We start from the raw sequence: 20,753 nt of genomic DNA, 5'->3' as shown, positions 1-20,753 counted from the left end.
GTCCGAGTATGATTTCGGAGGAAATATGCCAGGGACGTTATTCGTTTGCGTTGCGGCCTTCTTGTGGGGGACTGTCGGGGTCGCGAATAGTCTGATGTCGGAACGCTATGCTGCCGATCCCGCTTTCATTGGTCTGGTGCGGACGACGCTTGGCGCGCTGAGTCTACTCGTTGCTGCATCGGTCCTGCGGCTGCCAATCCCGTCCTGGCGGCGGCTGCCTGTTAGGGGACTAGTTATCTTCGGACTAGCGGGCGCTACATTCCAGTTCTGCCTCTTCGCGGCATTCCGACAGGTTGGCGTCACCACCACCGTGGCGGTAACAGTCTGTGCCCCCGTCGTTTTGGCTGCCGCTGGCGAGGCGCTGTGGTCACGAAGGGCGCCCGACCTTGGTGTCGCGCTTTCAATCGCCATTGCATCGGCCGGGGTGTTCCTTGCGCGCCCGGAGGCGGCAGCCCCCGGTGGAGGCGTTGCCTCGATCGATCTGCCGGGTATGAGCTTGCTGGCTGGCGCCTCGTTTGCATTCTCAGCAGTGGCCGCGACGTCACGCAACTTAACCCACGATCTTCATCCGCTGTGGGCAGCGGGCCTGGGGCTCACTGCGACCGCGTTGGTGCTTTCGGCTGTGGTAAGTGCCGAGGGCAATTCGGCGGTGCTCGGATTAACGCGCATGACCGGAGGTGACCTGGCAATTCTAGCTTACACGGGCGTCGCCGCGACTGGCGGTGGCTATCTCGCCTTCGTGCTCGGGATGCAACTCAGCCGAAGCGCGGCCGCTGGTCTGGCGGCGACACTCATCGAACCCGGCGTCGCAGCGCTGCTCGCGGCGCTGCTCCTGCGGGAGCGTCTTACGCAGTCAGAAATTTGTGGGTGCTCGCTGATGCTGTTCGCAATGGTCACGCTGTTTGTCGCAGACCGTCGCAGCAGAGCGAGGTCTGAGGCTCGCTCGCGGGCACTTGGCCAATAGGTGCGGCTGGATCGATCGCGCGGTCGCCATGGGCGCCTCGGCCCAACTCGGGTCGTGGCTGCCCTTCCCACTCCAACGGGAAACCATTCAGCAGACTATCCAGTTTCAGCTCCGCCGGCTGCCGGCCATCGAGGATCGCTTCCACGATCTCCGGCGCCAGCAGGGTCAGCCGCAGGACGCGGCTGACATAGGACGGCGCGACTCCCTTCGCGCGTGCCAGTTCCTCCAGCGTTCCATACAGGCCTTCGTACAGCTGCTTGCGCCAGCGGAACGCCCGCGCCAGCGCCTTGACCATGGCATTGTCCACTCGCGGCCTCGGCCGCGCGGCGCCATCCGGCAACTGCATCTCCTTCCGTCCGCCGCGCTTAACGATGCGGAACGGGACGTGGAGCGTTACCGTGTCGGGGATGGGAGCCCCGCGGGTCATGCGGCTTCTCCGATTCCACCGGTTAGCATCTCGCGGGCCAGGCCGCCGAGGCCATCGACGCGCAGCCGGACGTTGAGCCCGTCGATGCTGATATCGACACGCTCGACCAGCAGCGTGGCGATGCGCGCCTGCTCGGCAGGGAACAGTTCGTCCCACAGCTGGTCGAGCTGCTGAAGCGCTGCCCGTGCGTCGGCCTCAGTGATGTCGTCGGCATGGGCGCGCGCCGCTTTCCAGGTCCCTGCGATGATCTCGGGCTGGCGGAACACGGCACGCAGTTGGTCGATCACGGCGGCCTCGATCTCGCCCGCTGGTACGCGGCTGACTGGACATGACCCGGCACCATGCTTCAGGACCGTCTGGCTGACGTAGTAGCTGTAGAGCTTGTCGCCCTTGCGGGTGTGCGTCGGAGAGAAGGCGGCACCGTCCGGACCAAACAGCAGCCCCTTCAGGAGCGCGGGCGTGTCGGCACGGGTGCGCGCGGCGCGCTTGCGCGGGCTTTCGGCCAAGATGGTATGGACTCTGTCCCATGTCACGCGGTCGATCACGGCGTGGTGCTCGCCGGGGTAGCTCTCGCCCTTGTGCACCGCCTCGCCGATATAGGCGCGGTTGCTGAGCATCCGGTATATATACTTCTTGTCGATCCGGTTGCCGCGGGGCGTGCGGATGCCGCGCTTCGAGACCTCGCGCGCCAGTTCCGTGCCCGATCCTATCTCAAGGAACCGCGCGAAGATCCAGCGCACATGCGCGGCGCTCTCCTCGTCGACCACCAGCTTCCGGCTTTCGACGCGGTAGCCGTAGGGTGGGTTGCCTCCCATCCAGATACCCTTCTTGCGACTTGCGGCGAACTTGTCGCGAATGCGTTCAGCGGTGACCTCGCGCTCGAACTGGGCGAAGGAGAGCAGGATGTTCAGCGTCAGCCGCCCCATCGAGGTGGTAGTGTTGAACGACTGGGTGACCGAGACGAAGGTCACGCCGTTGCGGTCGAACACCTCGACCAGCCTGGCGAAGTCCGCCAGAGAGCGGCTGAGCCGGTCGATCTTGTAGACCACCACCACGTCGACCAACCCGTCCTCGATGTCCTCTAGCAACCGCTTCAGGCCGGGCCGCTCCAGCGTGCCGCCGGAAACACCGCCGTCGTCATACTGATCGCGGACCAGCGCCCAGCCCTCGGAGCGTTGGCTGGCGATGTACGCCTCGCAGGCCTCGCGCTGCGCGTGGAGCGAGTTGAACTCCTGCTCCAGCCCTTCCTCTGAAGATTTTCGGGTGTAGACGGCGCAGCGCAGCTTGCGGACGACCTTCGGTTTGTCAGGCTGCTTCGTCATACCCGCCTCCGATGGTTCTTCTCCCGGCCCGATGCTCGCGCATCGTGCGTACGGCGCTGCGAAGGCTCCACTGGAGCCTCCGCTGGCCTGCGGCCACCGCGCCTTAACCCAAAGAACACCCAGCCGTTCCAGCGCGTACCGGTGATGGCGCGCGCGATGGCCGACAGCGATTTGTACGGGCGGCCCTGCCACTCGAAGCCGTCGGCCGTAACGGTGACGATCTGCTCGACACCCCGCCATTCGCGGATCAGCCGCGTGCCCACTATGGGCAAGCCCTCCTGTCGGCGCTTGCGGCCCGGCGCAGCGTTCGCCTCGACCTCTTCGCCGAGGCGCTCCAGCCGCCGGATGGTCTCGGGCTTCAGCCCGCCATAGGCCAACTCCTGGATGCGGTAGGCCAGGCGAGACTCGAGGTAGCGGCGGTTGAATGGTGGCGGCTCACTGTCGAACAGGTCGCGCCATTGCTGCTTCAGTTCGGGCGTCGGTGTGGTCTTCAGCGCGGCAAGGCGCGCGGGGATAGAGTCAGTCATGCGGTTCTCCGTGGTTTCGGTTTCGCATGACCGCTCCGGTCGGGCGGAAAGTGTAGCGAACTCTCTCCCATCCGGTCGGATAGTTCGCTTGACTGTCGGGCCCGCATCCGCAGGCGAATTAGGCCCAACGCGAGTATGCGGCAGAGTTCGGCGCGGCGCTCGGCGGGAGTGAGGCGGTCGGGGTTCAGAGGATTCATTTCATTCTCTCCATGACCGCCAGAATGCGCGAAGCAGAGGAAAGTTCACAGCCAAATCAGTCAGTTGTCGTAGCCTTGCGTAGAAGAAAGCGGGTCAGCGAACCCGTGCGTACGCTGGTCGGGGGCGGTTGAAGCTGAGCAGAACCAATCGTAGAACGAAACAAGAACACAACCAGTGACAGAGTGTGGACAGTGCGGGTCAACAAGAAATACTTCGACCTCGAGGAGGTTTCGGAACGCTGGGGCGTGAGGATCCGGGACCTCGGCTACCTCGCGGAAAACGACGAACTGAAGGTCTCGACCCGCCTCGAAGACGCGCATCTGGAACATGGGTCCCTGGAAGTCGACAACGATCAGGATGTCCGGATCCCGCACGAACGTTCCTGGTACACCGGTATCATCGACCTGAAACGGCGGGACGCGTTCCGCATCTTCCGATATGGTGCCGCCGACGTCGGGCAGTTCGAAGCCCGGGACACCGAATACACCGTCGCCATCGATCCGACGCCGTCGGTCAAGGTCCGGATCGATCACCTGGTTGTTCGGCGTGACGAGCGTGATCGCCTTGAAGCCGCTCATGACAACGCCTGCCAGATCGTCGGGGACAGTATCCGTTTCCAGCACGCCCCCGACTACCGCACCGTCCGGCTTGGGGCGACCGAGCTGTCCCTGGGCCCTGTCCAGGCGGACGTCGTGCGGCTGTTGCACAAGGCGGCCTTGACCGACCAGCCCTGGTGCGACGGCAAGACGCTCCTTTCCAAAGCCGGCGCTGCATCGTTCAGGATGTCAGACGTCTTCAAATCGCAGGCGCGGTGGCGCGACCTGATCCAGTCGGACGGCCGCGGACGCTATCGGCTCCGCCTCACCCTGGACTGAATTCGTCGGGCTCACGAGGCTGACTTCTGGCACCACTTCTCACCCATCCATCACCGATCCCACCGGGCAGATCGGTAACATGCTGATTTTTCTGAGGCGTCATTCTCACCGATCCCCCTGCGATCCTGACGACATCCCCCAGCGGTCTCTGCGACCCTGAGCCTGTCAACTACAGGACGAGCAGGTGATGACGCTTCAACATCTCAATCAGATCGAGCTTTCGCGCCGCTGGCGCCTGAGTTCCCGCACCCTCGAACGCTGGCGAAGTGAGGAGAAAGGACCGCCCTATCTCAAGATCGGCGGCCGGATCCTTTACCGGATCGAGGACATCGAGGCCTTCGAAGCGAGGGAACTCCGCATGACCGGGGCGAAGCCTACGGGCCAAACGACCGGGAGCAGGTCCGCACAGCTTCGCGATCCAGCCTCTCCCGAAAAAAGTGCTACGCGCGAGCCCGCTTCCCCCCGCAGAAACCGACATGCGTAGTGCTGCGTAGTTCTGCGAAGTTGTTCGTAATGCGACCTTTTTCGAGATGGCCTAGAACGGGATCAGACCCGAACGGGGCATCAGGCAACCCTTCAATCCGAGATCAATCTGTCATGGCGCACCCGCCCCCTCACCGGATTCCAAAGCCTTCCTCGGTCAGCGAGATCGACCTCTGCGTCTGGCTCGGCACCGCGACGCCCGGCGACCGGCTGGAATATCACCGCGGCTTTCTCGCGGTCGACATCGAGGAGAAGAACAAGCGGCTCAGTGAACGGGACAGTCTTGCGCTGAAACACCTCCGGCACCGCGCGCTGGCTCTCTTCGAGCGGGACCTCGTTCACCTCGTCCAGGAGCGCCTTGGTCCCGGTCACTTCGCCTACATCGCCATCGCCCGACCGAAGTCATCGCAGGTGGCGGCACCGCTCTCGATGCACCTGCTCGAGGACGTAGCCTGATGGCGCCGGCAGCCCTGCCCCTTTTTCCCTTACCACGGAGACCCGCATATGCCCTTCCCCCAGAATGCCCCCACTGCCGAGGACCTGACGCAAATCACAGCGCAGGAGATCGCGGACATGCCGGTCGAGCTGCTCGCCATCCTGCAGCACGAGATAGACGCGCGGCTGGCGCATGCGAAGGCCGCGAAGACGAAGCTCGATGCATCCCTGGTCCTTCGCTACGGCGACCATGCTGCGGAGGCGCGACGCGCGCACGGCAAAGACACCGGTACCGTCCGCTTTGACGATGGCGACATCACCGTGGTGACCGATCTGCCGAAGCGGGTCGAGTGGGACCAGGCAAAGCTCGCCGCGATGGTCGAGCGGATCCGCCAGTCCAAAGACGACCCGGCCGACTATGTCGAGGTGAGCTTCAAGGTACGGGAGCGGAATTACACCAGCTGGCCTGCGGCCATCCGGCACGGTTTTGCAAGCGCCCGCACAGTAAAAACCGGCACGCTCAAGGTCACGCTTCTCCACGAGGAAGGTGCGCAATGACCGCGATAGCCCCCCTTCCCGCATCCCCACAGGATCTGCCGAGCCTGATCGATCGGGCGGCCACGATGCTTTCGGGCGCGAAGACCGCCGCCGAAGTGCTCGAGGCGCGCGAAGCAGCTGGTTTTGCCTACGACGTCGCCAAGCGCTCGGCCCGGATGCAGCGGGCCAAGTCTGCACATGATGACCTGATCGCTGCCGCGCACCGGGCGCAGGCGGACGCACTGGAGATCGAGTCCCTCGCCAAGCGTCGGCTGGCCGACGAATACGACGCCGCGCAGGCGCGGGGCGAAGTGGCCACCCGTCAGTGCAACCCGGGTTCGGTGGGGCATGTTGGCAGCGACAACATGCCTCCGGTCACTGCGACTGAACTCGGCCTGCGCCGCGATCAGATCCATGATGCCCGCCTGATCCGCGATGCGGAGGTGGCAGACCCGGGGCTCGTGCGCCGCACCCTCGACGAGCGCCTGGCTCAAGGCGAAGAGCCGACACGTTCCGCCGTGCGCCGCGCCGCGGAGGCGCGCCTGCAGCGCTCGCTGGATCGGCTGCAACGCACACAGGACAGCGTCCGCCGTCTCGAGGCCGACAAGGCCCCGCCGCTGAGCGCGGAACAGCGTGCCCGGCAGATCGCGGTGTTCGGCACCCCGCAGGATCGCGCCATCCACGAGCGTCTGGTTGAGATCGTCGAACGCATCGACGAACAGCCCATTCCCGCCGAGGCGGTCCGCCGCATCCCGCCTGCCGCGCGTCATGCCGTCGAGATCGCACCGCTGCAGCGCGCAGCCGCCTGGCTCACCGACTTCAGCACCCTTTTCGAACAGGAGACCCCGCAATGAAACAGATGTGCCTGAATGACGTCGTCGCCGAGATCGTCGGCGATGTGGTCGCCGGGCAGGCGATCAACAAGCGTCAGGCCGCGGTCGAACGCTGGGACGATATCGATGCCGATGGCCGCTTTCTCGCCGGGATCGACGGCGTTGTTGCCCGAATCGATGCCCGGGCACGGGCACTCCGCGTCAAGGCGGACCAGAGCGCGGGCCAGGCCCAGCCCGAGCTGCCGTTCCAGCTGCCGGCGGCGGTCGCCATGGATCTCGACGGCACGACGCTCATTGCCACACGGAAGTTGTCGCGCGCCGAATTCGCCCGGGCCATCGAGATCCGCCGCCAGCAGATCGCCCATGACAGCGCTGCGCTGCGCGAATGGCGCAACGCACTGCGCCAGGCCGACCGGATCTGGGCGGATCATCCCGACTGGAGCTTCGGCGACTGCCTCAATGCGATTTCGGCGGCGACCCGTCAGCCGGCGGCTTGCCCGGAGGTGCCGGCATGACCGGCGCGCTCCCCATCATCACCGCCGACCAGCGGCTGGCGGAAGTGCGCGGCGTCAAGGCGGCGATCTTCGGTGCAAGTGGCGCTGGCAAGACCACCCTTCTGCGCACGCTCAAGGCCGGCACGACGTTGTTCTTCGACCTCGAGGCGGGAGATCTCGCCATCGAGGGGCTGGCCATCGACACGATCCGTCCGCGGACCTGGAGGGAATGCCGCGACTTCGCCGTCTTCATTGGCGGGCCGAACCCGGCACTGAAGCAGGACCAGCCCTACAGCGCGGGACACTACGCAGATGTCTGCGCCAAATACGGTGATCCGTCTGCCCTGGAAGAATACAACACGATCTTCATCGACTCGATCACCGTGGCCGGGCGGCTCTGCTTCCAGTGGTGCAAGGGCCGGCCGGAGGCGAATTCGGAGAAGACCGGCAAGCCCGACATCCGCGGCGCCTATGGACTGCACGGCCGCGAGATGATCGCCTGGCTCACCCATCTGCAGCACACGCGGGCGAAGAACGTCATCTTCGTCGGCATCCTCGACGAGAAGCGCGACGATTTCAATCGCAAGGTCTTCGTGCCGCAGATCGATGGATCGAAGACCGGGCTCGAACTGCCGGGGATCGTCGATCAGGTCATCACCCTCGCCTCGCTACCGGACAAGGATGGCGTGCCGCAGCGGGTTTTCGTCTGCCAGACGCAGAACAGCTGGGGCTATCCGGCCAAGGACCGCTCCGGCCGGCTGGCACTGCTCGAGTCGCCGCATCTGGGCCAGCTCATCGACAAGGTCCGACAGCCGCTGCCGATCGACGCGCGCCCGCTGCTGATCGCGCCCCCGCGGCAGCCGGCAGCCACCCCCCACACCTCATCCGATCCCTCGACCTGAAAGGCCCCCCGACATGTCCGGACTCTGGACCGACTTCAACGACGCGCAATCGACCACCAATGTCATCCCCAAGGGCACACTGGCCAAGGTGCGGCTGACCCTTCGGCCCGGAGGCTTCGACGATCCCGCGCAGGGCTGGACCGGCGGCTATGCCCGCCGCGCAGCCACCGGCGCGGTCTATCTCGATGCCGAATACACCGTGCTGGAAGGGTCCTACGCCAAACGCAAGATCTGGTCGCTGATCGGGCTCTACAGTCCGAAGGGCCCGGAATGGGCCAACATGGGCCGCAGTCTCCTGCGCGGCATGCTGAACTCGGCGCGCGGCATCTCCGACAAGGACAATTCGCCCGAGGCGCAGGCCGCGCGGCGGATCAATGGTTTTGCCGATCTCGACGGGCTTGAGTTCGTCGCCCGAATCGACATCGGCCAGGACACCAACGGCGAGGACAAGAACGAGATCCGCGCGGCCATCACCCCGGATCACCGGGACTATGCGCAGATCATGGGGACCGCGCCGCACCCGGATCAGGCTCGTGCGCCAGCCTTCGCGTCCTCCACGCACCAGGCAGCCTTTGATGCCCAGTCGCCAGCGCCGCATGGCCGGCCCTCCTGGGCGGACTGACAAGCGTCGCAACGCGGGAGCCACTCCGATGCCTCAGGTCCCCAGGCAGACGCCGCAGCCAGACGGCAAGTGTGAAGCGCAACTGCGCTTCACCGCGACCGGCCTGGACAGGCCACGGCCAGGGCGAACCGATGACAGGCTCTGGCATCCGCGCCTCACGCTCTGCGCCGTCTGCACCTCCCGCACGCGTGGCTTCGGCTGGTTCGATCCCCACCGACCGCGGCTTAACCGAACCCGCCGCTGGTTCTGCTCCACGGTCTGCCAGGAAGCCTTCACCCGCAAAGCTCAGAGAGGACTGACCATGGTCGATTTTACCGAAGAGGAAACCCGGGCGCTGCCCGCCGTGATGCGCGCGCTCGCACCGGAGATGGAACGGATCGGCTGGGACCGCCTGCTGGCCCAACTGACCCAGAACGACATGCACCGGCTGATCGTGACCATCATCGAGGCCTTCCGCGCCAAGATGGCGGAGATTGCGCTCGAAGATGAGATCCCCTTCTGATGCTGGACTTCAACTCCCGTCCCGCCATGGCCGAGCGGATCAATGCGGCCGTCGACGCTGCGCTCGAAGCGGACCGCGCGGCTACATCACCGCGGGATTATCTCGGTGCCTCACGGCTGGGCCATGCCTGCGAGCGGGCGCTCCAGTTCGAGTTCGCGCGCGCGCCGAAGGACGACGGCACCGACTTCACCGGCCGCACGCTTCGCATCTTCGCCATCGGCCACGCGCTCGAGGAGCTCGCGATCCGCTGGCTGCGGGCGGCGGGGCTCGACCTCTACACACGCAAGGGCAATAGAGAGGGCGGTGAGCAATTCGGCTTCTCGGTCGCCGGTGGCCGCATCCGCGGCCATGTCGACGGGATCGTCGCCGAGGCGCCAGCGGCATTGGGGCTGCGCACCCCGGCGCTCTGGGAATGCAAGACGATGAACGCGAAGTCCTGGCGGGCCTGCGTCCGGGACGGCGTGACAACATCGAAGCCGGTCTATGCCGCGCAGATCGCGCTCTACCAGGCCTATATGGAGGCGAACGTCCCGGGCATTTCGGCCGCCCCCGCGCTCTTCACCGCGATCAACAAGGACAGTGCCGAGCTGCACCATGAGCTGGTGCCGTTCGATGCAGGTCTCGCGCAGCGCATGTCCGATCGGGCCGTGCGGATCCTGCGCGCCACAGATGCCGGTGATCTGCTGCCACGCATCGCCCGCAATGCCGATTTCCACGAATGCCGCTTCTGCCCCTGGAGTGCCCGCTGCTGGAGGCTTTCCGCATGACCGACGACCCGACCGACACGCCCGATGATGCGACCGGGACCGACACGCGGGAGCGCAAGGAGACGCCTCCAAATGAGAACATTGTCCACTTCAACCCGTGGCGCGACTTCAACGATGCCGCGCCGCAGATCGACGTCTTCGGCGACGAACCGGACCCGACGCAGATCGCACAGTTCATGGAGGTGGTCTTCGGCTATTGCGACGGGCTGATCCCGGTCCGCAGCTTCATCGACAAGGGTCAGGGCATCGATGGACGGCCGCACAACATCTGGATCGATGCCGATGCCGCGGCTCCGGAGAAGATGGCGACCTTTGCCAACTGGGCGGCCCGCGAGGGGGCCGCGGTCTATGTGATCCCCGGCACCGTCGCCGAAAGCGGCCAGGCCCGGGCCGCGGACGTCGGGCAGATGCAAACCATCGTCGTCGACCTCGACACCGGCGACATTGCCGCGAAGCGCACCCATCTCGAGCGCCACCTCGGTCCGCCCAGTATGGTGGTCGAGAGCGGTGGGGTGACGCAGGACGGGCAGCGCAAGGCGCATGTCTGGTGGCGCCTGACCGAACCCGCCGAGGGCAGCGATCTTGCCCGGGTCTGCCGCCTGCGCGGCGATATCGCGGCCAAGGTCGGCGGCGACCTGCACTTCCGCTCGGCTCACCAGCCGATCCGCGTTGCGGGCTCGGTCTATTACAAGAACGCCCTCAAGACGCTCGTCCGGATCGTCGCCCTGAACCAGACCCGCGAGTTCGATCTCGACGAGTTCGCCGAGGCCGTCACCGACATGCCCCCTGCCCCGGGCGTCTCGCTGCAGCCGGATTTCGCGACGCCGGACAAGCCGCAGGTGGACGACGTGCTGGTCACCCCGGTGCGGGAAGGCGCGCAGGACGACTGGTCGCGCTTCGAGGGCGCCTCGGCCGCCATCGGCCACTTCATCCGCATGGTCCACGAGGGCCGGCTGTCCAAGGATGCGGGCTGGGAAGGCATCTGCGGCTACAATGCCGCCATGCTGCGGCCCCAGTGGCCCATGGAGCGGCTTCGGCGCGAATCCGAGCGGCTCTGGGAACGCCATGTCGAGAAGCACGGGCCCCCGCTCGTCCGGCTGGACAGTGCCGCGCCCGTTCCCGACGAACTGCCCGTCTTCTCGCTGGGCGCGCTGCTCGACGACGACACCCCGATGCCCGAGGATATCATCGCCCCGCGGGTGCTCACGCCGGGCGGGCTGCTGGTATTGGGCGGTGCGCCGAAGGTCGGCAAGAGCGATCTGCTGATCTCCTGGCTCGTGCATATGACGGCGGGTGTGGCCTTTCTCGGGTTCACCCCGCCACGGCCGCTGCGGATCTTCTACCTGCAGGCCGAGATCCAGTATCACTATCTGCGCGAACGCATGAAACGGATCGGCCTGCCGCCGGACCTCATCGACGGCGCGCGGGACAACCTTGCCGCCACACCGAAGCTGCAGATGCTGCTTGATGCCGAGGGCAGCGTTCGGGTCGCGCGGGCGATCCGGCGCGCCTTCCCCGATGAGCCCGTCGACATCCTCTGCATCGACCCGATCCGCAACCTGTTCGACGGCGGGCCTGATGGTGCCGGCGAGAACGACAATTCCGCGATGATGTTCTTCCTCAAGGACCGGGTCGAGGTTCTCCGCGATCACATCGATCCCGACTGCGGCGTCATCTTGGTCCACCACACCAAAAAGCTCTCGAAGCACCAGGTGAAGGAGGATCCGTTTCTCGCGCTCTCGGGCGCCAGCGCGCTCCGCGGCTTCTACACCACCGGCCTGATCCTGCATCGCCCCGATGAGGAGGCGCCGGAACGCAGGCTCGAGATCGAGCTCCGCAACGGCCCGGCCTTGCCCTCGAAGCTCATCGACAAGGTCAAGGGAAGCTGGGTGGAGCTCAACCCGATGAACGAGCGGCTGGTGCGCCAGGGGGTGGGTGCGAAGCATGACGCGGAACGCGATCGCAAGCGGGATGTGATCCTCGGGATCCTGTTCGAGGAAGCCGCCCAGGGCAGGCTCTACACGACGATGCAGTTCGCCGAGGCTTTCGAGAACAGGGGCGGGCTGGGCAGCAAGTTCACCTTGCGTGAACGTCTGAGCGTTCTGGCGACCAAGGGGCTGGTGAAGTTTCTGCGGGACGGAACGCCCTTCGGCTATCCGGTAGTGCGATCGCGCTTCGGATATCTCTGTGTCGAGGACATGCTGTTTCGTCCTGTGGAGACGGTCGATCCCGAGACGGGCGAAGTGCTGGTATCTTCCAAGCCGGTCTATCCCAGCCACTACAAATGCCCGCAATCCGGTGTCTGCCTGCAGGTCGAAAACTCATCCGTCTGGGTCCGTCCGGCGGGGGAAAATGACCCCGATGATGCGGGACTAACTCCTGGGAGTGAGGCCTAACTCCTATGTCCTCCCCAACTCCTGTCTCAATGAAAACAATCGCTTACCAAGTTCGAGGAGTTAGTGGCCTAACTCCTCCCCAACTCCTGCCAACTCCTAATTTCTCGTTTCTTTTCAGCGTGTTACCCGGAAAAGAGGAGTTAGTGTGGAAAGCCCCCATACTACGTATGGGGGGCCAACCAGAAGGTTTGGCCCCCATCCCATACGTAGTCAGGTGTTCGCGCGCGCCTATTCGCAGCACACCGGATCACTATCGAGCAGCAATGGAGATGACGATGCCGACAAGGCCAATTAAACCTGTGTCCGAGGCTCAGACACGGCGCGCAACCGGAAGCATCCTCGCCCTCGACCTCGGCACCACCACCGGCTGGGCGCTGCGCGGGGCAGACGGTCTGATCACCAGCGGCACGGTCAGCTTCAAGCCCAGCCGCTTCGCCGGTGGCGGCATGCGCTATGTCCGTTTCCGCGGCTGGCTGGAGCAACTGGCAGCGGATGCCGGGCCCATCGACGCCATCCACTTCGAGGAAGTGCGTCGGCATGTCGGGACCGACGCGGCCCATGTCTTCGGCGGCCTGCTCGCGACGCTGACCGCCTGGGCCGAGACGGCAGGCTTGCCTTACCAGGGCGTGCCGGTTGGCACGTGGAAGCGCAGTGTCACTGGCCGCGGCAATGCCAACAAGGCCGCCGTTATCGATGCGGTCCGGTCCCGCGGCTTCCATCCCGCTGACGACAACGAGGCCGATGCGCTCGCCATCCTGCACTGGGCTATCGAGACCCGCGGAGGACTGGCATGACCGGCATGCGGTTCGCGCCCCGCGGTTATGGCGGTCACCGCCGGGATCCCGAGCAGGTCAAGCGCGACGGCTGGCGCGAACAGGGTGTGCTAGCGGTCTCGGTCGATGACGACCGGCTCACCTGGCCCGAGCAGGAACTGGTCCGACAACTGGGCGACAAGCTCTATGGGCCGAAGGCAAGCAAGCAGGAGGTGCGGTGATGAGCGAGTGGACGCGTGACATGGTCGAGGAACGGGTCGAGGAAGCCGCCAGGGTGCTTCGGAAGCTGCCCGGTCTCAGATCCCAGGGCACCTTCAGCAGCTGGCCGGATATCCTCCGCAGCCCTCGCGAGATTGCCTTCGGGGATCCGAAACCCATGAAGGTGCTCCCCTCGCCGCAGGCCATCAGCCGCATGGAGGAGACCATCACCTGGAACCGCTTCCTCGAGCGCGATGACGCGCACCTGATGTGGGAGCGGGCCGATGGGGTGAGCTGGAAGGAACTCTGCCACCGCTATGGCATCAGCCGCCCCACGGCCCACCGGCGCTACGCCTACGCGCTCAGCGTTATCGCCTGGCGGCTCAACGGGCGGGAGGTCCATCACCGGCGCGGCAAGCGGTTCGTGATCGCGCGGGCGGGGTGAGGAGATGGCCGGAGGACGGGTGACGGGGTCGTGGTTCTCCGGCCGTACTATCCCTGGCGATTTGCAAGGGTCAGCTGATGTGGCAAGCATGTGTCATGAAAAAGCTGCGCTCCCTCTGGCTGGGGGAATTGTCTCTGGGCGAGGCGTTCTGGACCTGGGCGATCACCGTCGGCCTCCTGGTCAACGTGACATCCAGCGTGCTGTTTCTCGCCCTCATTGCCGCAGACAGGCCGTGGGCAGCACTGGTCGTGGGCTATGCGCCGTCAGTGCCATACAACGTTCTAGCGACCGTCGGCGTCTGGCGCTCGGCTGCCCGCTACGACGGCGACACCGGCCACGCTGAGCTTGCCCGCATCATCACGCTGCTCTTGATGCTGGTGTTGTCCGTGACCTGAGGTTCGACGGCGGCTGTCAAGAAAAATCGACTTCGTGAGACATCATGAGTTGAGACACTGAAGGGGATTCACATAGGCATTTTTCTGTGAGACAAGTCTTGACGCTGGAAAACAGCGCGAGGATGACAGACGGGGCTGAGATCAGCTAAGTGATTGTTTTCCGGTTCCTTTCCGGCCAGAAACGTATGCTGGCGGGCAAGGCGCGCAAGTTCCCTAGCGACAGGGCCGGATTTTTGGGAAGCCACCCGAATCCAGCAGCCGCCCGCCCGATCAGAATATCATCGATAGAGCAAAGACTTCACCGCCTTCGGAGGTGGCTTCCGCTGGACCCTGAAGGAGTCCATCGCGACCCAGTCGACTCCAGCGTGAGAGTCCACCTCCGAGAATCCACCGTCCCCAGCAGGATGATCTGAATGACCTTGAGCTTCGCTCCCGAGCGGATCGAGACCTGGCCGCTTGCGCGCCTCCAGCCTTACGCGAAGAATGCCAAGGTGCACGGGCCGGACCAAGTTGCCAAGCTCGCCGCCAGCATGGCCGAGTTCGGATGGACCGTGCCGTGTCTCGTCGGCGAGGACGGCGAGTTGATCGCGGGCCACGGCCGGGTGCTGGCCGCGACGCAGCTGGGGCTGACCGAGGCGCCGGTGATCGTGCTCTGCCATCTGACCGAGGCGCAACGCCGGGCCTATCGCATCGCGGACAACAAGCTGACGGAACTCGGGAGCTGGGACGAGGTTGCTCTATCGGCCGAGCTGCAGGACCTGCTCGCCGACGACTACGACCTGTCGCTGGTCGGGTTTTCCGATGGCGAACTCGACACGCTTCTGACGTTCGATCCGGACGGGAGCGGTGAAGGTGAAGGCGGCGCTGATGGCTCCGTGCCTCCGGTGACCATCCCCGAGCCGCCGCGCAATCCGGCCTCGCGGACGGGCGACCTGTGGATCCTTCGCGATCACCGGCTGCTCTGCGGGGATTCGACCTCGCATGACGACGTGCGACGCCTGATGAACGGCGAGCGCGCGATCTTGTTCGCCACCGACCCGCCATACCTCGTCGATTACGATGGCTCGAACCACCCGACGCGGAACAAGGACTGGTCGCAGTCTTACGGTGTCACGTGGGACGACAGTTCGCAGGGCGCCGACCTCTACGACGGCTTCATCGCTGCCGCGGTCGCCGAGGCGATCACCGAGGACGCGGCCTGGTACTGCTGGCACGCCTCGCGCCGGCAGGCGATGCTGGAGGCATGCTGGGAGAAGGCCGGTGCCTTCGTCCATCAGCAGATCATCTGGGTGAAGGACCGGGGTGTCCTGACCCGCTCGCACTACCTCTGGAAGCACGAGCCCTGTTTCATGGGATGGCGCCGTCCGAACCGTCCTCCGAAGGTCGCCGAGCAAACGCTGCCATCGACCTGGGAGATGCCGTCTTTCGCCAAGGACGAACGGCCCGACCACCCGACGCCGAAGCCGCTCGACGCCTTTGGCATCCCCATGCGTCAGCACGTCACCCGCGGCGGGCTCTGCTACGAGCCGTTCTCGGGGTCGGGTTCGCAGATCATGGCAGGCGAGGCCAACGGTCGGCGCGTCTTCGCAATGGAAATCAGCCCGGCTTACGTCGATGTCGCGTTGGAGCGCTGGCAGGCCGAAACCGGCCGCGACGCGATCCTCGACGGCGACGGCCGGAGCTTCGCCGAGGCGAGGGCCGAACGGCTAGACGAGACCCCGGCAGCGAAGGACGAGGATGGGGCCGCATGAAGCAATCGCGCCTCATGTCGTTGGTCGAGTCCGTCGCCAACGTGACCGTCGGCTACGGCGTCGCCGTCTTCACGCAGATTCTGATCTTTCCGATCTTCGGGCTGCACACGACGCTGGCGCAGAACCTCAAAATGGGGGCAATGTTCACTGTGGTCAGCATCGTACGGGCTTTTGCTCTACGGCGGCTGTTCGAAGCGATCCGAATGAGACACTAGGAACCAAGAGCCTGCCAAGTCGGCACACCGCGTCGGATAGCTGCCTTCTCGAGCCGAGGCCATGTCGCTTCTGAGATTGGCGTAACCATGTAGCCGCAATCAACATCGCCCAGCATCACCGAACCGGTAGCTGGGCCAGCTCGCCAGCAGAGCCCAACCAGCGCGCAAAGGGTAGAATCAAGCTTGTCCTGATCGGACTTCCGAGGGTTAGCAGTCTCCCGCATATGACGCGCCCATTCGGCCAGCCCTTGCACACCGAACAGCTCGGCCGACTGCTCGACCACGCGCGCCACCGCCTGCCAGTCCTCCAAACGGAATTTCTTCCGGTTCTGCGGATTATACTTCGGAGCGCGGAGCCGCTGAGCAAAGCCGTCGTCTAGTGCGGGCAGAGCCAGCGCGGGGAATACTTCGATAAGGAAGTGGCCAGCAGACGCTGTGCGCGCCTGAATGGGATCCTCCGTCGCACCAAGACCGGAAATGAAAGACCAAATTGGCGAGGCGTCGCAGAACATGCCGATCTTGCTGCGGTTGGCCGGCTGAACGCCACCGCCGACAAAAGAAACGAGGGACGCGGCGACTTTGTCCACCGGGCGGCTGCCCGCGGCATTGGGCACGACAGTTGGTTGATCGAGCGCAACGAGGCTGACGGCGAAAGCCTTGCGAACCTCACCGATCAAAGTGCGAGCCTGCGCGAACGAGACCAGCTTTGGTTCGTGGAATTGGACTTGGCCTTGGTTATCAAACGCCACGGCGCAGATCGCACCCGGCGCCTTCGGGGCATCGGTCCACGCCGAGTCGAAACCGAAAATGACCGTGCTGCTTTGCGGGTTCACGAAATGCATCTGGCCCTCCACAAAGCAGCATAGTCAAAGCATTTAGGGAATGCAGCCGCTTATCTGTTCAGCGAGTACACCCTTCCGCGCCCTTCGACCTTCTCGGAGGTGATCGTCAGGCCCAGCTTCTTCTTGAGTGCACCGGACATGGCGCCTCTTACGGTGTGAGCTTGCCAGCCCGTTTTGGCGACGATCTCGTCGATGGTCGCGCCGCCGTCAGCGCGGAGCATCTCGATCAGCTCCGCCAGTTTCGTGCCCGTGCGCGGTGTGCGTGCCTTGGGCGCGGGGTCGGCCTCGACCGGAGCCTCCTTCGGCGCCTCGTCGGCGCCCGTCCGCGCGCTGTCGCCGCCGTCCGGCTCGACACCGATGGCGGCGTGGCCAGCGTCCGTGATGTGCAGCAGGATGGCGCGGCCGCCCTCATCGTTGCGCCAGATCCGGGTGAGCGCGGCGTCCGCATTGGTCTGACTGTTCGCCGCGGTCTCCGCGATCAGCCCGCGGGAGAGGAGCGCGCCGACCACCTTGGCGGCGGCGGCGCCGCGGAGCGAGCCGGGAAGTGGCAGGACGTTTCGGTCCTCGCGCTGCGCGGCGGCGCTGAGGATCACGAGCTGGGTGTCGGAAAGCTTGGTCATAGGGTCGTCTCCTTTGCGGGCCCGCGTCATGCGGCGCCTTCTACGACCCCGAGCCACGCAGGGCGCGCAGCGGGAGTTCCGGCAGTGCCGGAGATCAGCGGGCGTGTTCGCCCTCGCCGAAAGCGCTGTCGGTGATGCGCTTCAGGAGGCCGGCATAGTGTTCGAGGATGCCGACGTGGCTCCAGTTCACCTCGTCGGGGTGGGCGTTGAAGTGGTCGTCGCTGAGTGCCTGCAAGCGGGCCAGCATCTCGTCAATCTCCGCCTTCTTGCCGATGAAGGAGTTCAGCGCGGCCTCGCGGTTGCGCCGGGCTTTCTCGGCGCGGAGCTCGTGGCGCGGGGTGGTGATCGGGTTCAGGCGGGTGGTCGTCATGGTGGCTCCATGGTGAGTTGCATCGTTCCTCTGGGATGGACGTTCGCTCCAGTTCGCGAGCTTACCAACTCAATAAGATGCTGTTTCTTAATGATAATCGGAGCCATCGATGCATGGCATGAGCGAGCGCCAGTATGCCGAGCGCATCGGTCTCTCGCGCGGCGCGATCCAGAAGGCGAAGGCTGCTGGCCGGCTGGTGCTGCACGCGGATGGCTCGATCGATGCGGATGCGAGCGATGCGCGCCGTGGCGAGACGACCGATCCATCGAAGAGCCGAGCGAAAGCGCACAGCCCGAAGACGAAACTGAAGCCAGTGCCCGAGGCGGCCGTGACCGCCGTGGGCGATACACTCCGTGAGCAGGGATTGACCGCACCTTCCGTCGGTGGCGGCACGACCTTTCTGCAGGCCAAGACCGCCAACGAGGTCTTGAAGGCGCAGGAACGGCGCATCCGGCTCCAGAAGCTGAAGGGCGAACTGGTTGATCGGGCCCGCGCCGAGACGCTGATGTTCCGCCTGGCGCGCGACGAGCGCGACGCTTGGGTGACCTGGCCGGCGCGGGTCGCGGCGCTGATGGCCTCGGAGTTGACGGCAGCACTGGGGGACGGAAGCGAGGTAGAGGCGGCGCTGATGCAGAAGGTTCTGGAGGCCCATGTCCGCGCCCAACTCGACAGCCTCGCGGAGATCCGGACCGGGCTTGCCTGATGATGGTTTCGCGTTCGACGGCGCCACAGCTCTGCTCCGAGCCTGGTCGCGCGGGATCCGCCCCGATCCGGACCTCACCGTCTCGCAATGGGCGGACCGGCATCGCTGGCTGTCCTCGCGCGCCTCCGCCGAGCCGGGGCGGTACCGCACGGCGCGCACGCCCTACATGCGCGAGATCATGGACGCGCTGTCGCCGGCGAGCCCGGTGCAGCGGGTGGTGTTCATGAAGGCGGCTCAGGTGGGTGCGACGGAAGCAGGCAATTGCTTCATCGGTTTCGTCATGCACCAGGCGCCCGGGCCGATGCTGGCGGTCCAGCCGACGGTCGAACTGGCGAAACGCAACTCGCGCCAGCGGATCGATCCGCTGATCGAGGAAAGCCCCGAGCTCCGAGAACGGGTGAAGCCCGCCCGGTCGCGCGATGCCGGCAACACGATGCTGTCGAAGGAATTCGCCGGCGGTATCCTAATCTTGACGGGCGCGAATTCGGCCGTGGGCCTGCGCTCGACCCCGGCGCGCTACATCTTCCTCGACGAGGTCGATGCCTATCCGGCCTCCGCCGATGAGGAAGGCGATCCGGTGACGCTGGCCGAGGCCCGGTCGCTCACCTTCGCCCACCGGCGCAAAGTGTTCCTGGTCTCGACGCCGACGATCCGCGGCCTCTCCCGCGTCGAGCGTGAGTTCGAGGCGAGTGACCAGCGGCGCTACTTCGTGCCCTGCCCGCATTGCGAGGCGATGCAATGGCTGAAGTTCGAGCGGCTGCGCTGGGAGAAGGGCAGGCCGGAGACAGCAGCGTATGCCTGCAAGAGTTGTGAGGCGTCCATCGCCGAGCACCACAAGACGGCGATGCTCGAGCGAGGCGAATGGCGGGCGACGGCAACGGCTACCGATCCCACGACGGTCGGTTACCACCTCTCGGCGCTCTACTCCCCGGTGGGCTGGCTCAGCTGGGCTCGGATCGCTCGGGCACATGAAGCAGCACGAGGCAGCGACGAGGCGATGCGGGCCTTCCGCAACACCATTCTCGGCGAGAGCTGGATGGAGAGCGGCGAGGCACCGGACTGGCAGCGGCTGGCGGGTCTCAGGGAAGACTGGCCTGCCGGCAAGGTGCCCGAGCGCGGGTTGTTCCTGACCGCAGGGGCGGATGTGCAGAAGGACCGGATCGAGGTTGATGTCTGGGCCTGGGGCCGCGGTCTGGAAAGCTGGCTCGTCGACCACCTTGTGCTCGAGGGCGGGCCGAGCGATCCCGCGTGCTGGCGGGCGCTCTCTGATCTGCTCGGCCGGACCTGGGTGCATGCCTCCGGCCAGCCGATGACGTTGGCCCGTCTTGCCATCGACACCGGCTACGAGACCTCGGCCGTCTATGGCTGGGCGCGGACGGCAGGCTTCGCGCAGGTGGCCCCGGTGAAGGGTGTGGAGGGCTTCAACCGCACCAGCCCAGTCACCGGGCCGACCTATGTCGATGCGACAGTCGGCGGCAAGCGGCTCCGGCGCGGCGCGCGGCTCTGGACGGTGGCCACCTCGACTTTCAAGGCCGAGACCTATCGCTTCCTGCGGCAGGAGCGCCCCACCGAGGCTGAGATCGCTGCCGGTGCGTCGGCTCCGCCCGGAACGGTGCATCTGCCGAACTGGGCCGATGGCGAATGGCTGAAGCAGCTCACCGCCGAGCAGCTGGTGACAGTCAAGACGAAGCGCGGCTTCTCGAAGCTCGAATGGCAGAAGCTCCGGGAACGCAACGAGGCGCTGGACGCAAGGGTCTATGCACGCGCCGCCGCCTGGATCTGCGGCGCGGATCGCTGGCCCGACGCGCAATGGCAGGAGCTGGAGCGGCAGTTGGCCATGCCGGTGGACGAGAGCGGTATGATGTTGACGACGCCAACACCAGTCGCGCGTCCTGCCCCGCGGCGGCGGACCGTGCGCTCGAATTACATGGGGTGATGATGACGGCGATCACGGAGCTAAAGGCGCGCCGCGAGGCGCTCACTGCCGCCCGGTCCACCGGAGTCGCCCGCGTGAGCTACGACGGCAAGACCGTGGACTATCGCAGTGTCGCCGAGATCGACCGCGCCATCGAGGCGCTAGACCGCGAGATTGCCGCGGCCGAGGGGCGAAGGATCGTTCGCCACCTGCGTGTGACCACCACCAAGGGCCTCTGATCG

Annotated in this window: 26 protein-coding genes and 1 pseudogene; 21 read left to right on the top strand and 6 right to left on the bottom strand. The window is 65.6% G+C overall.

The genetic code is table 11. The features are described from left to right. Positions 1-25 precede the first annotated feature (25 nt). The gene (locus tag ACP15W_RS05905) at positions 26-964 is read left to right on the top strand and encodes an EamA family transporter (RefSeq protein ID WP_424931928.1); all 939 of its coding nucleotides are present in this window, start codon (positions 26-28) and stop codon (positions 962-964) included. Here ACP15W_RS05905 and ACP15W_RS05900 read toward each other — a convergent pair. The 3 genes and pseudogenes from ACP15W_RS05900 to ACP15W_RS05890 form a co-directional block, all read right to left on the bottom strand. After that, the gene (locus ACP15W_RS05900) at positions 894-1,391 is read right to left on the bottom strand and encodes a hypothetical protein (protein ID WP_424931927.1); all 498 of its coding nucleotides are present in this window, start codon (positions 1,389-1,391) and stop codon (positions 894-896) included. The two genes, ACP15W_RS05905 and ACP15W_RS05900, sit on opposite strands and share 71 nt — an antisense overlap. Beyond that, entirely contained in the window at positions 1,388-2,713 is a 1,326-nt protein-coding gene (locus ACP15W_RS05895; RefSeq protein WP_424931926.1) for a recombinase family protein, read from the bottom strand. The genes ACP15W_RS05900 and ACP15W_RS05895 overlap by 4 nt, the downstream gene beginning before the upstream one ends. Positions 2,714-2,814: 101 nt before the next feature. Then, a pseudogene (locus tag ACP15W_RS05890) lies at positions 2,815-3,240 on the bottom strand (DUF2924 domain-containing protein); the annotation flags it as partial. A gap of 389 nt (positions 3,241-3,629) precedes the next feature. On the opposite strand from ACP15W_RS05890, the gene ACP15W_RS05885 reads away from it, so the two are divergent. The 17 genes from ACP15W_RS05885 (at position 3,630) to ACP15W_RS05805 (ending at position 16,061) form a co-directional block, all read left to right on the top strand. Further along, positions 3,630-4,313 (top strand): hypothetical protein, encoded by a 684-nt coding sequence (locus ACP15W_RS05885; protein ID WP_424931925.1) that lies wholly within the window; start codon positions 3,630-3,632, stop codon positions 4,311-4,313. A gap of 187 nt (positions 4,314-4,500) precedes the next feature. Beyond that, a complete protein-coding gene (locus ACP15W_RS05880) occupies positions 4,501-4,797 on the top strand; it encodes a helix-turn-helix transcriptional regulator (protein WP_424931924.1) in 297 nt (98 codons plus the stop codon). 113 nt (positions 4,798-4,910) lie between these two features. Continuing rightward, entirely contained in the window at positions 4,911-5,252 is a 342-nt protein-coding gene (locus ACP15W_RS05875) for a hypothetical protein (RefSeq protein ID WP_424931923.1), read from the top strand. A gap of 48 nt (positions 5,253-5,300) precedes the next feature. Then, on the top strand, positions 5,301-5,789 hold the full coding sequence (locus ACP15W_RS05870) for a hypothetical protein (protein ID WP_424931922.1): 489 nt from the start codon (positions 5,301-5,303) through the stop codon (positions 5,787-5,789). Beyond that, a complete protein-coding gene (locus tag ACP15W_RS05865; RefSeq protein ID WP_424931921.1) occupies positions 5,786-6,622 on the top strand; it encodes a hypothetical protein in 837 nt (278 codons plus the stop codon). Before ACP15W_RS05870 ends, ACP15W_RS05865 begins: the two co-directional genes overlap by 4 nt. After that, on the top strand, positions 6,619-7,116 hold the full coding sequence (locus tag ACP15W_RS05860; RefSeq protein WP_424931920.1) for a hypothetical protein: 498 nt from the start codon (positions 6,619-6,621) through the stop codon (positions 7,114-7,116). Before ACP15W_RS05865 ends, ACP15W_RS05860 begins: the two co-directional genes overlap by 4 nt. Further along, entirely contained in the window at positions 7,113-7,997 is an 885-nt protein-coding gene (locus ACP15W_RS05855; protein WP_424931919.1) for an ATP-binding protein, read from the top strand. The genes ACP15W_RS05860 and ACP15W_RS05855 overlap by 4 nt, the downstream gene beginning before the upstream one ends. 13 nt (positions 7,998-8,010) lie before the next feature. Beyond that, positions 8,011-8,619 (top strand): hypothetical protein, encoded by a 609-nt coding sequence (locus ACP15W_RS05850; protein WP_424931918.1) that lies wholly within the window; start codon positions 8,011-8,013, stop codon positions 8,617-8,619. A 28-nt stretch (positions 8,620-8,647) separates the two neighbouring features. Further along, positions 8,648-9,121: a DUF6511 domain-containing protein gene (locus tag ACP15W_RS05845; RefSeq protein WP_424931917.1), complete on the top strand. Its 474-nt coding sequence runs from the start codon at positions 8,648-8,650 to the stop codon at positions 9,119-9,121. After that, on the top strand, positions 9,121-9,888 hold the full coding sequence (locus tag ACP15W_RS05840) for a PD-(D/E)XK nuclease family protein (protein WP_424931916.1): 768 nt from the start codon (positions 9,121-9,123) through the stop codon (positions 9,886-9,888). Before ACP15W_RS05845 ends, ACP15W_RS05840 begins: the two co-directional genes overlap by 1 nt. Further along, complete coding sequence (locus ACP15W_RS05835; protein WP_424931915.1) at positions 9,885-12,284, top strand: AAA family ATPase; 2,400 nt, start codon at positions 9,885-9,887, stop codon at positions 12,282-12,284. The genes ACP15W_RS05840 and ACP15W_RS05835 overlap by 4 nt, the downstream gene beginning before the upstream one ends. 275 nt (positions 12,285-12,559) lie before the next feature. Further along, a complete protein-coding gene (locus tag ACP15W_RS05830; RefSeq protein ID WP_424931914.1) occupies positions 12,560-13,078 on the top strand; it encodes a crossover junction endodeoxyribonuclease RuvC in 519 nt (172 codons plus the stop codon). After that, positions 13,075-13,278, top strand: a complete 204-nt coding sequence (locus ACP15W_RS05825; protein ID WP_424931913.1) for a hypothetical protein — start codon at positions 13,075-13,077, stop codon at positions 13,276-13,278. The genes ACP15W_RS05830 and ACP15W_RS05825 overlap by 4 nt, the downstream gene beginning before the upstream one ends. Then, entirely contained in the window at positions 13,278-13,700 is a 423-nt protein-coding gene (locus ACP15W_RS05820) for a DUF6362 family protein (RefSeq protein WP_424931912.1), read from the top strand. Before ACP15W_RS05825 ends, ACP15W_RS05820 begins: the two co-directional genes overlap by 1 nt. A 77-nt stretch (positions 13,701-13,777) precedes the next feature. Next, positions 13,778-14,095: a hypothetical protein gene (locus ACP15W_RS05815; protein WP_424931911.1), complete on the top strand. Its 318-nt coding sequence runs from the start codon at positions 13,778-13,780 to the stop codon at positions 14,093-14,095. Positions 14,096-14,508: 413 nt separating this feature from the next. Then, positions 14,509-15,846: a site-specific DNA-methyltransferase gene (locus tag ACP15W_RS05810; RefSeq protein WP_424931910.1), complete on the top strand. Its 1,338-nt coding sequence runs from the start codon at positions 14,509-14,511 to the stop codon at positions 15,844-15,846. After that, the gene (locus ACP15W_RS05805; RefSeq protein ID WP_424931909.1) at positions 15,843-16,061 is read left to right on the top strand and encodes a DUF7220 family protein; all 219 of its coding nucleotides are present in this window, start codon (positions 15,843-15,845) and stop codon (positions 16,059-16,061) included. Before ACP15W_RS05810 ends, ACP15W_RS05805 begins: the two co-directional genes overlap by 4 nt. Here the strand turns inward: ACP15W_RS05805 and ACP15W_RS05800 are convergent. From ACP15W_RS05800 to ACP15W_RS05790, 3 genes are all read right to left on the bottom strand, one after another. After that, positions 16,058-16,903 (bottom strand): DUF429 domain-containing protein, encoded by an 846-nt coding sequence (locus tag ACP15W_RS05800; protein WP_424931908.1) that lies wholly within the window; start codon positions 16,901-16,903, stop codon positions 16,058-16,060. The two genes, ACP15W_RS05805 and ACP15W_RS05800, sit on opposite strands and share 4 nt — an antisense overlap. A gap of 50 nt (positions 16,904-16,953) precedes the next feature. Then, positions 16,954-17,523, bottom strand: coding sequence for a DUF3489 domain-containing protein (locus ACP15W_RS05795; protein WP_424931907.1), 570 nt, complete (start codon positions 17,521-17,523; stop codon positions 16,954-16,956). A 94-nt stretch (positions 17,524-17,617) separates the two neighbouring features. Then, positions 17,618-17,893, bottom strand: a complete 276-nt coding sequence (locus ACP15W_RS05790) for a hypothetical protein (RefSeq protein ID WP_424931906.1) — start codon at positions 17,891-17,893, stop codon at positions 17,618-17,620. Positions 17,894-18,002: 109 nt separating this feature from the next. Between ACP15W_RS05790 and ACP15W_RS05785 the strand changes: the two genes are divergently transcribed. The 3 genes from ACP15W_RS05785 to ACP15W_RS05775 are packed head-to-tail and all read left to right on the top strand — an operon-like array spanning position 18,003 to position 20,750. Then, positions 18,003-18,596, top strand: coding sequence for a hypothetical protein (locus tag ACP15W_RS05785; RefSeq protein WP_424931905.1), 594 nt, complete (start codon positions 18,003-18,005; stop codon positions 18,594-18,596). Next, a complete protein-coding gene (locus ACP15W_RS05780; protein WP_424931904.1) occupies positions 18,544-20,532 on the top strand; it encodes a phage terminase large subunit family protein in 1,989 nt (662 codons plus the stop codon). Before ACP15W_RS05785 ends, ACP15W_RS05780 begins: the two co-directional genes overlap by 53 nt. Next, a complete protein-coding gene (locus ACP15W_RS05775; RefSeq protein ID WP_424931903.1) occupies positions 20,532-20,750 on the top strand; it encodes a phage head-tail joining protein in 219 nt (72 codons plus the stop codon). Before ACP15W_RS05780 ends, ACP15W_RS05775 begins: the two co-directional genes overlap by 1 nt. The last annotated feature ends 3 nt before the right edge of the window (positions 20,751-20,753 follow it).

The organism is Amaricoccus macauensis (assembly GCF_049800915.1).
Taxonomy (GTDB): domain Bacteria; phylum Pseudomonadota; class Alphaproteobacteria; order Rhodobacterales; family Rhodobacteraceae; genus Amaricoccus; species Amaricoccus macauensis_A.
Note: the sequence above shows the minus strand (reverse complement) of the source record. Positions and strands in the feature narration are given on the sequence as shown.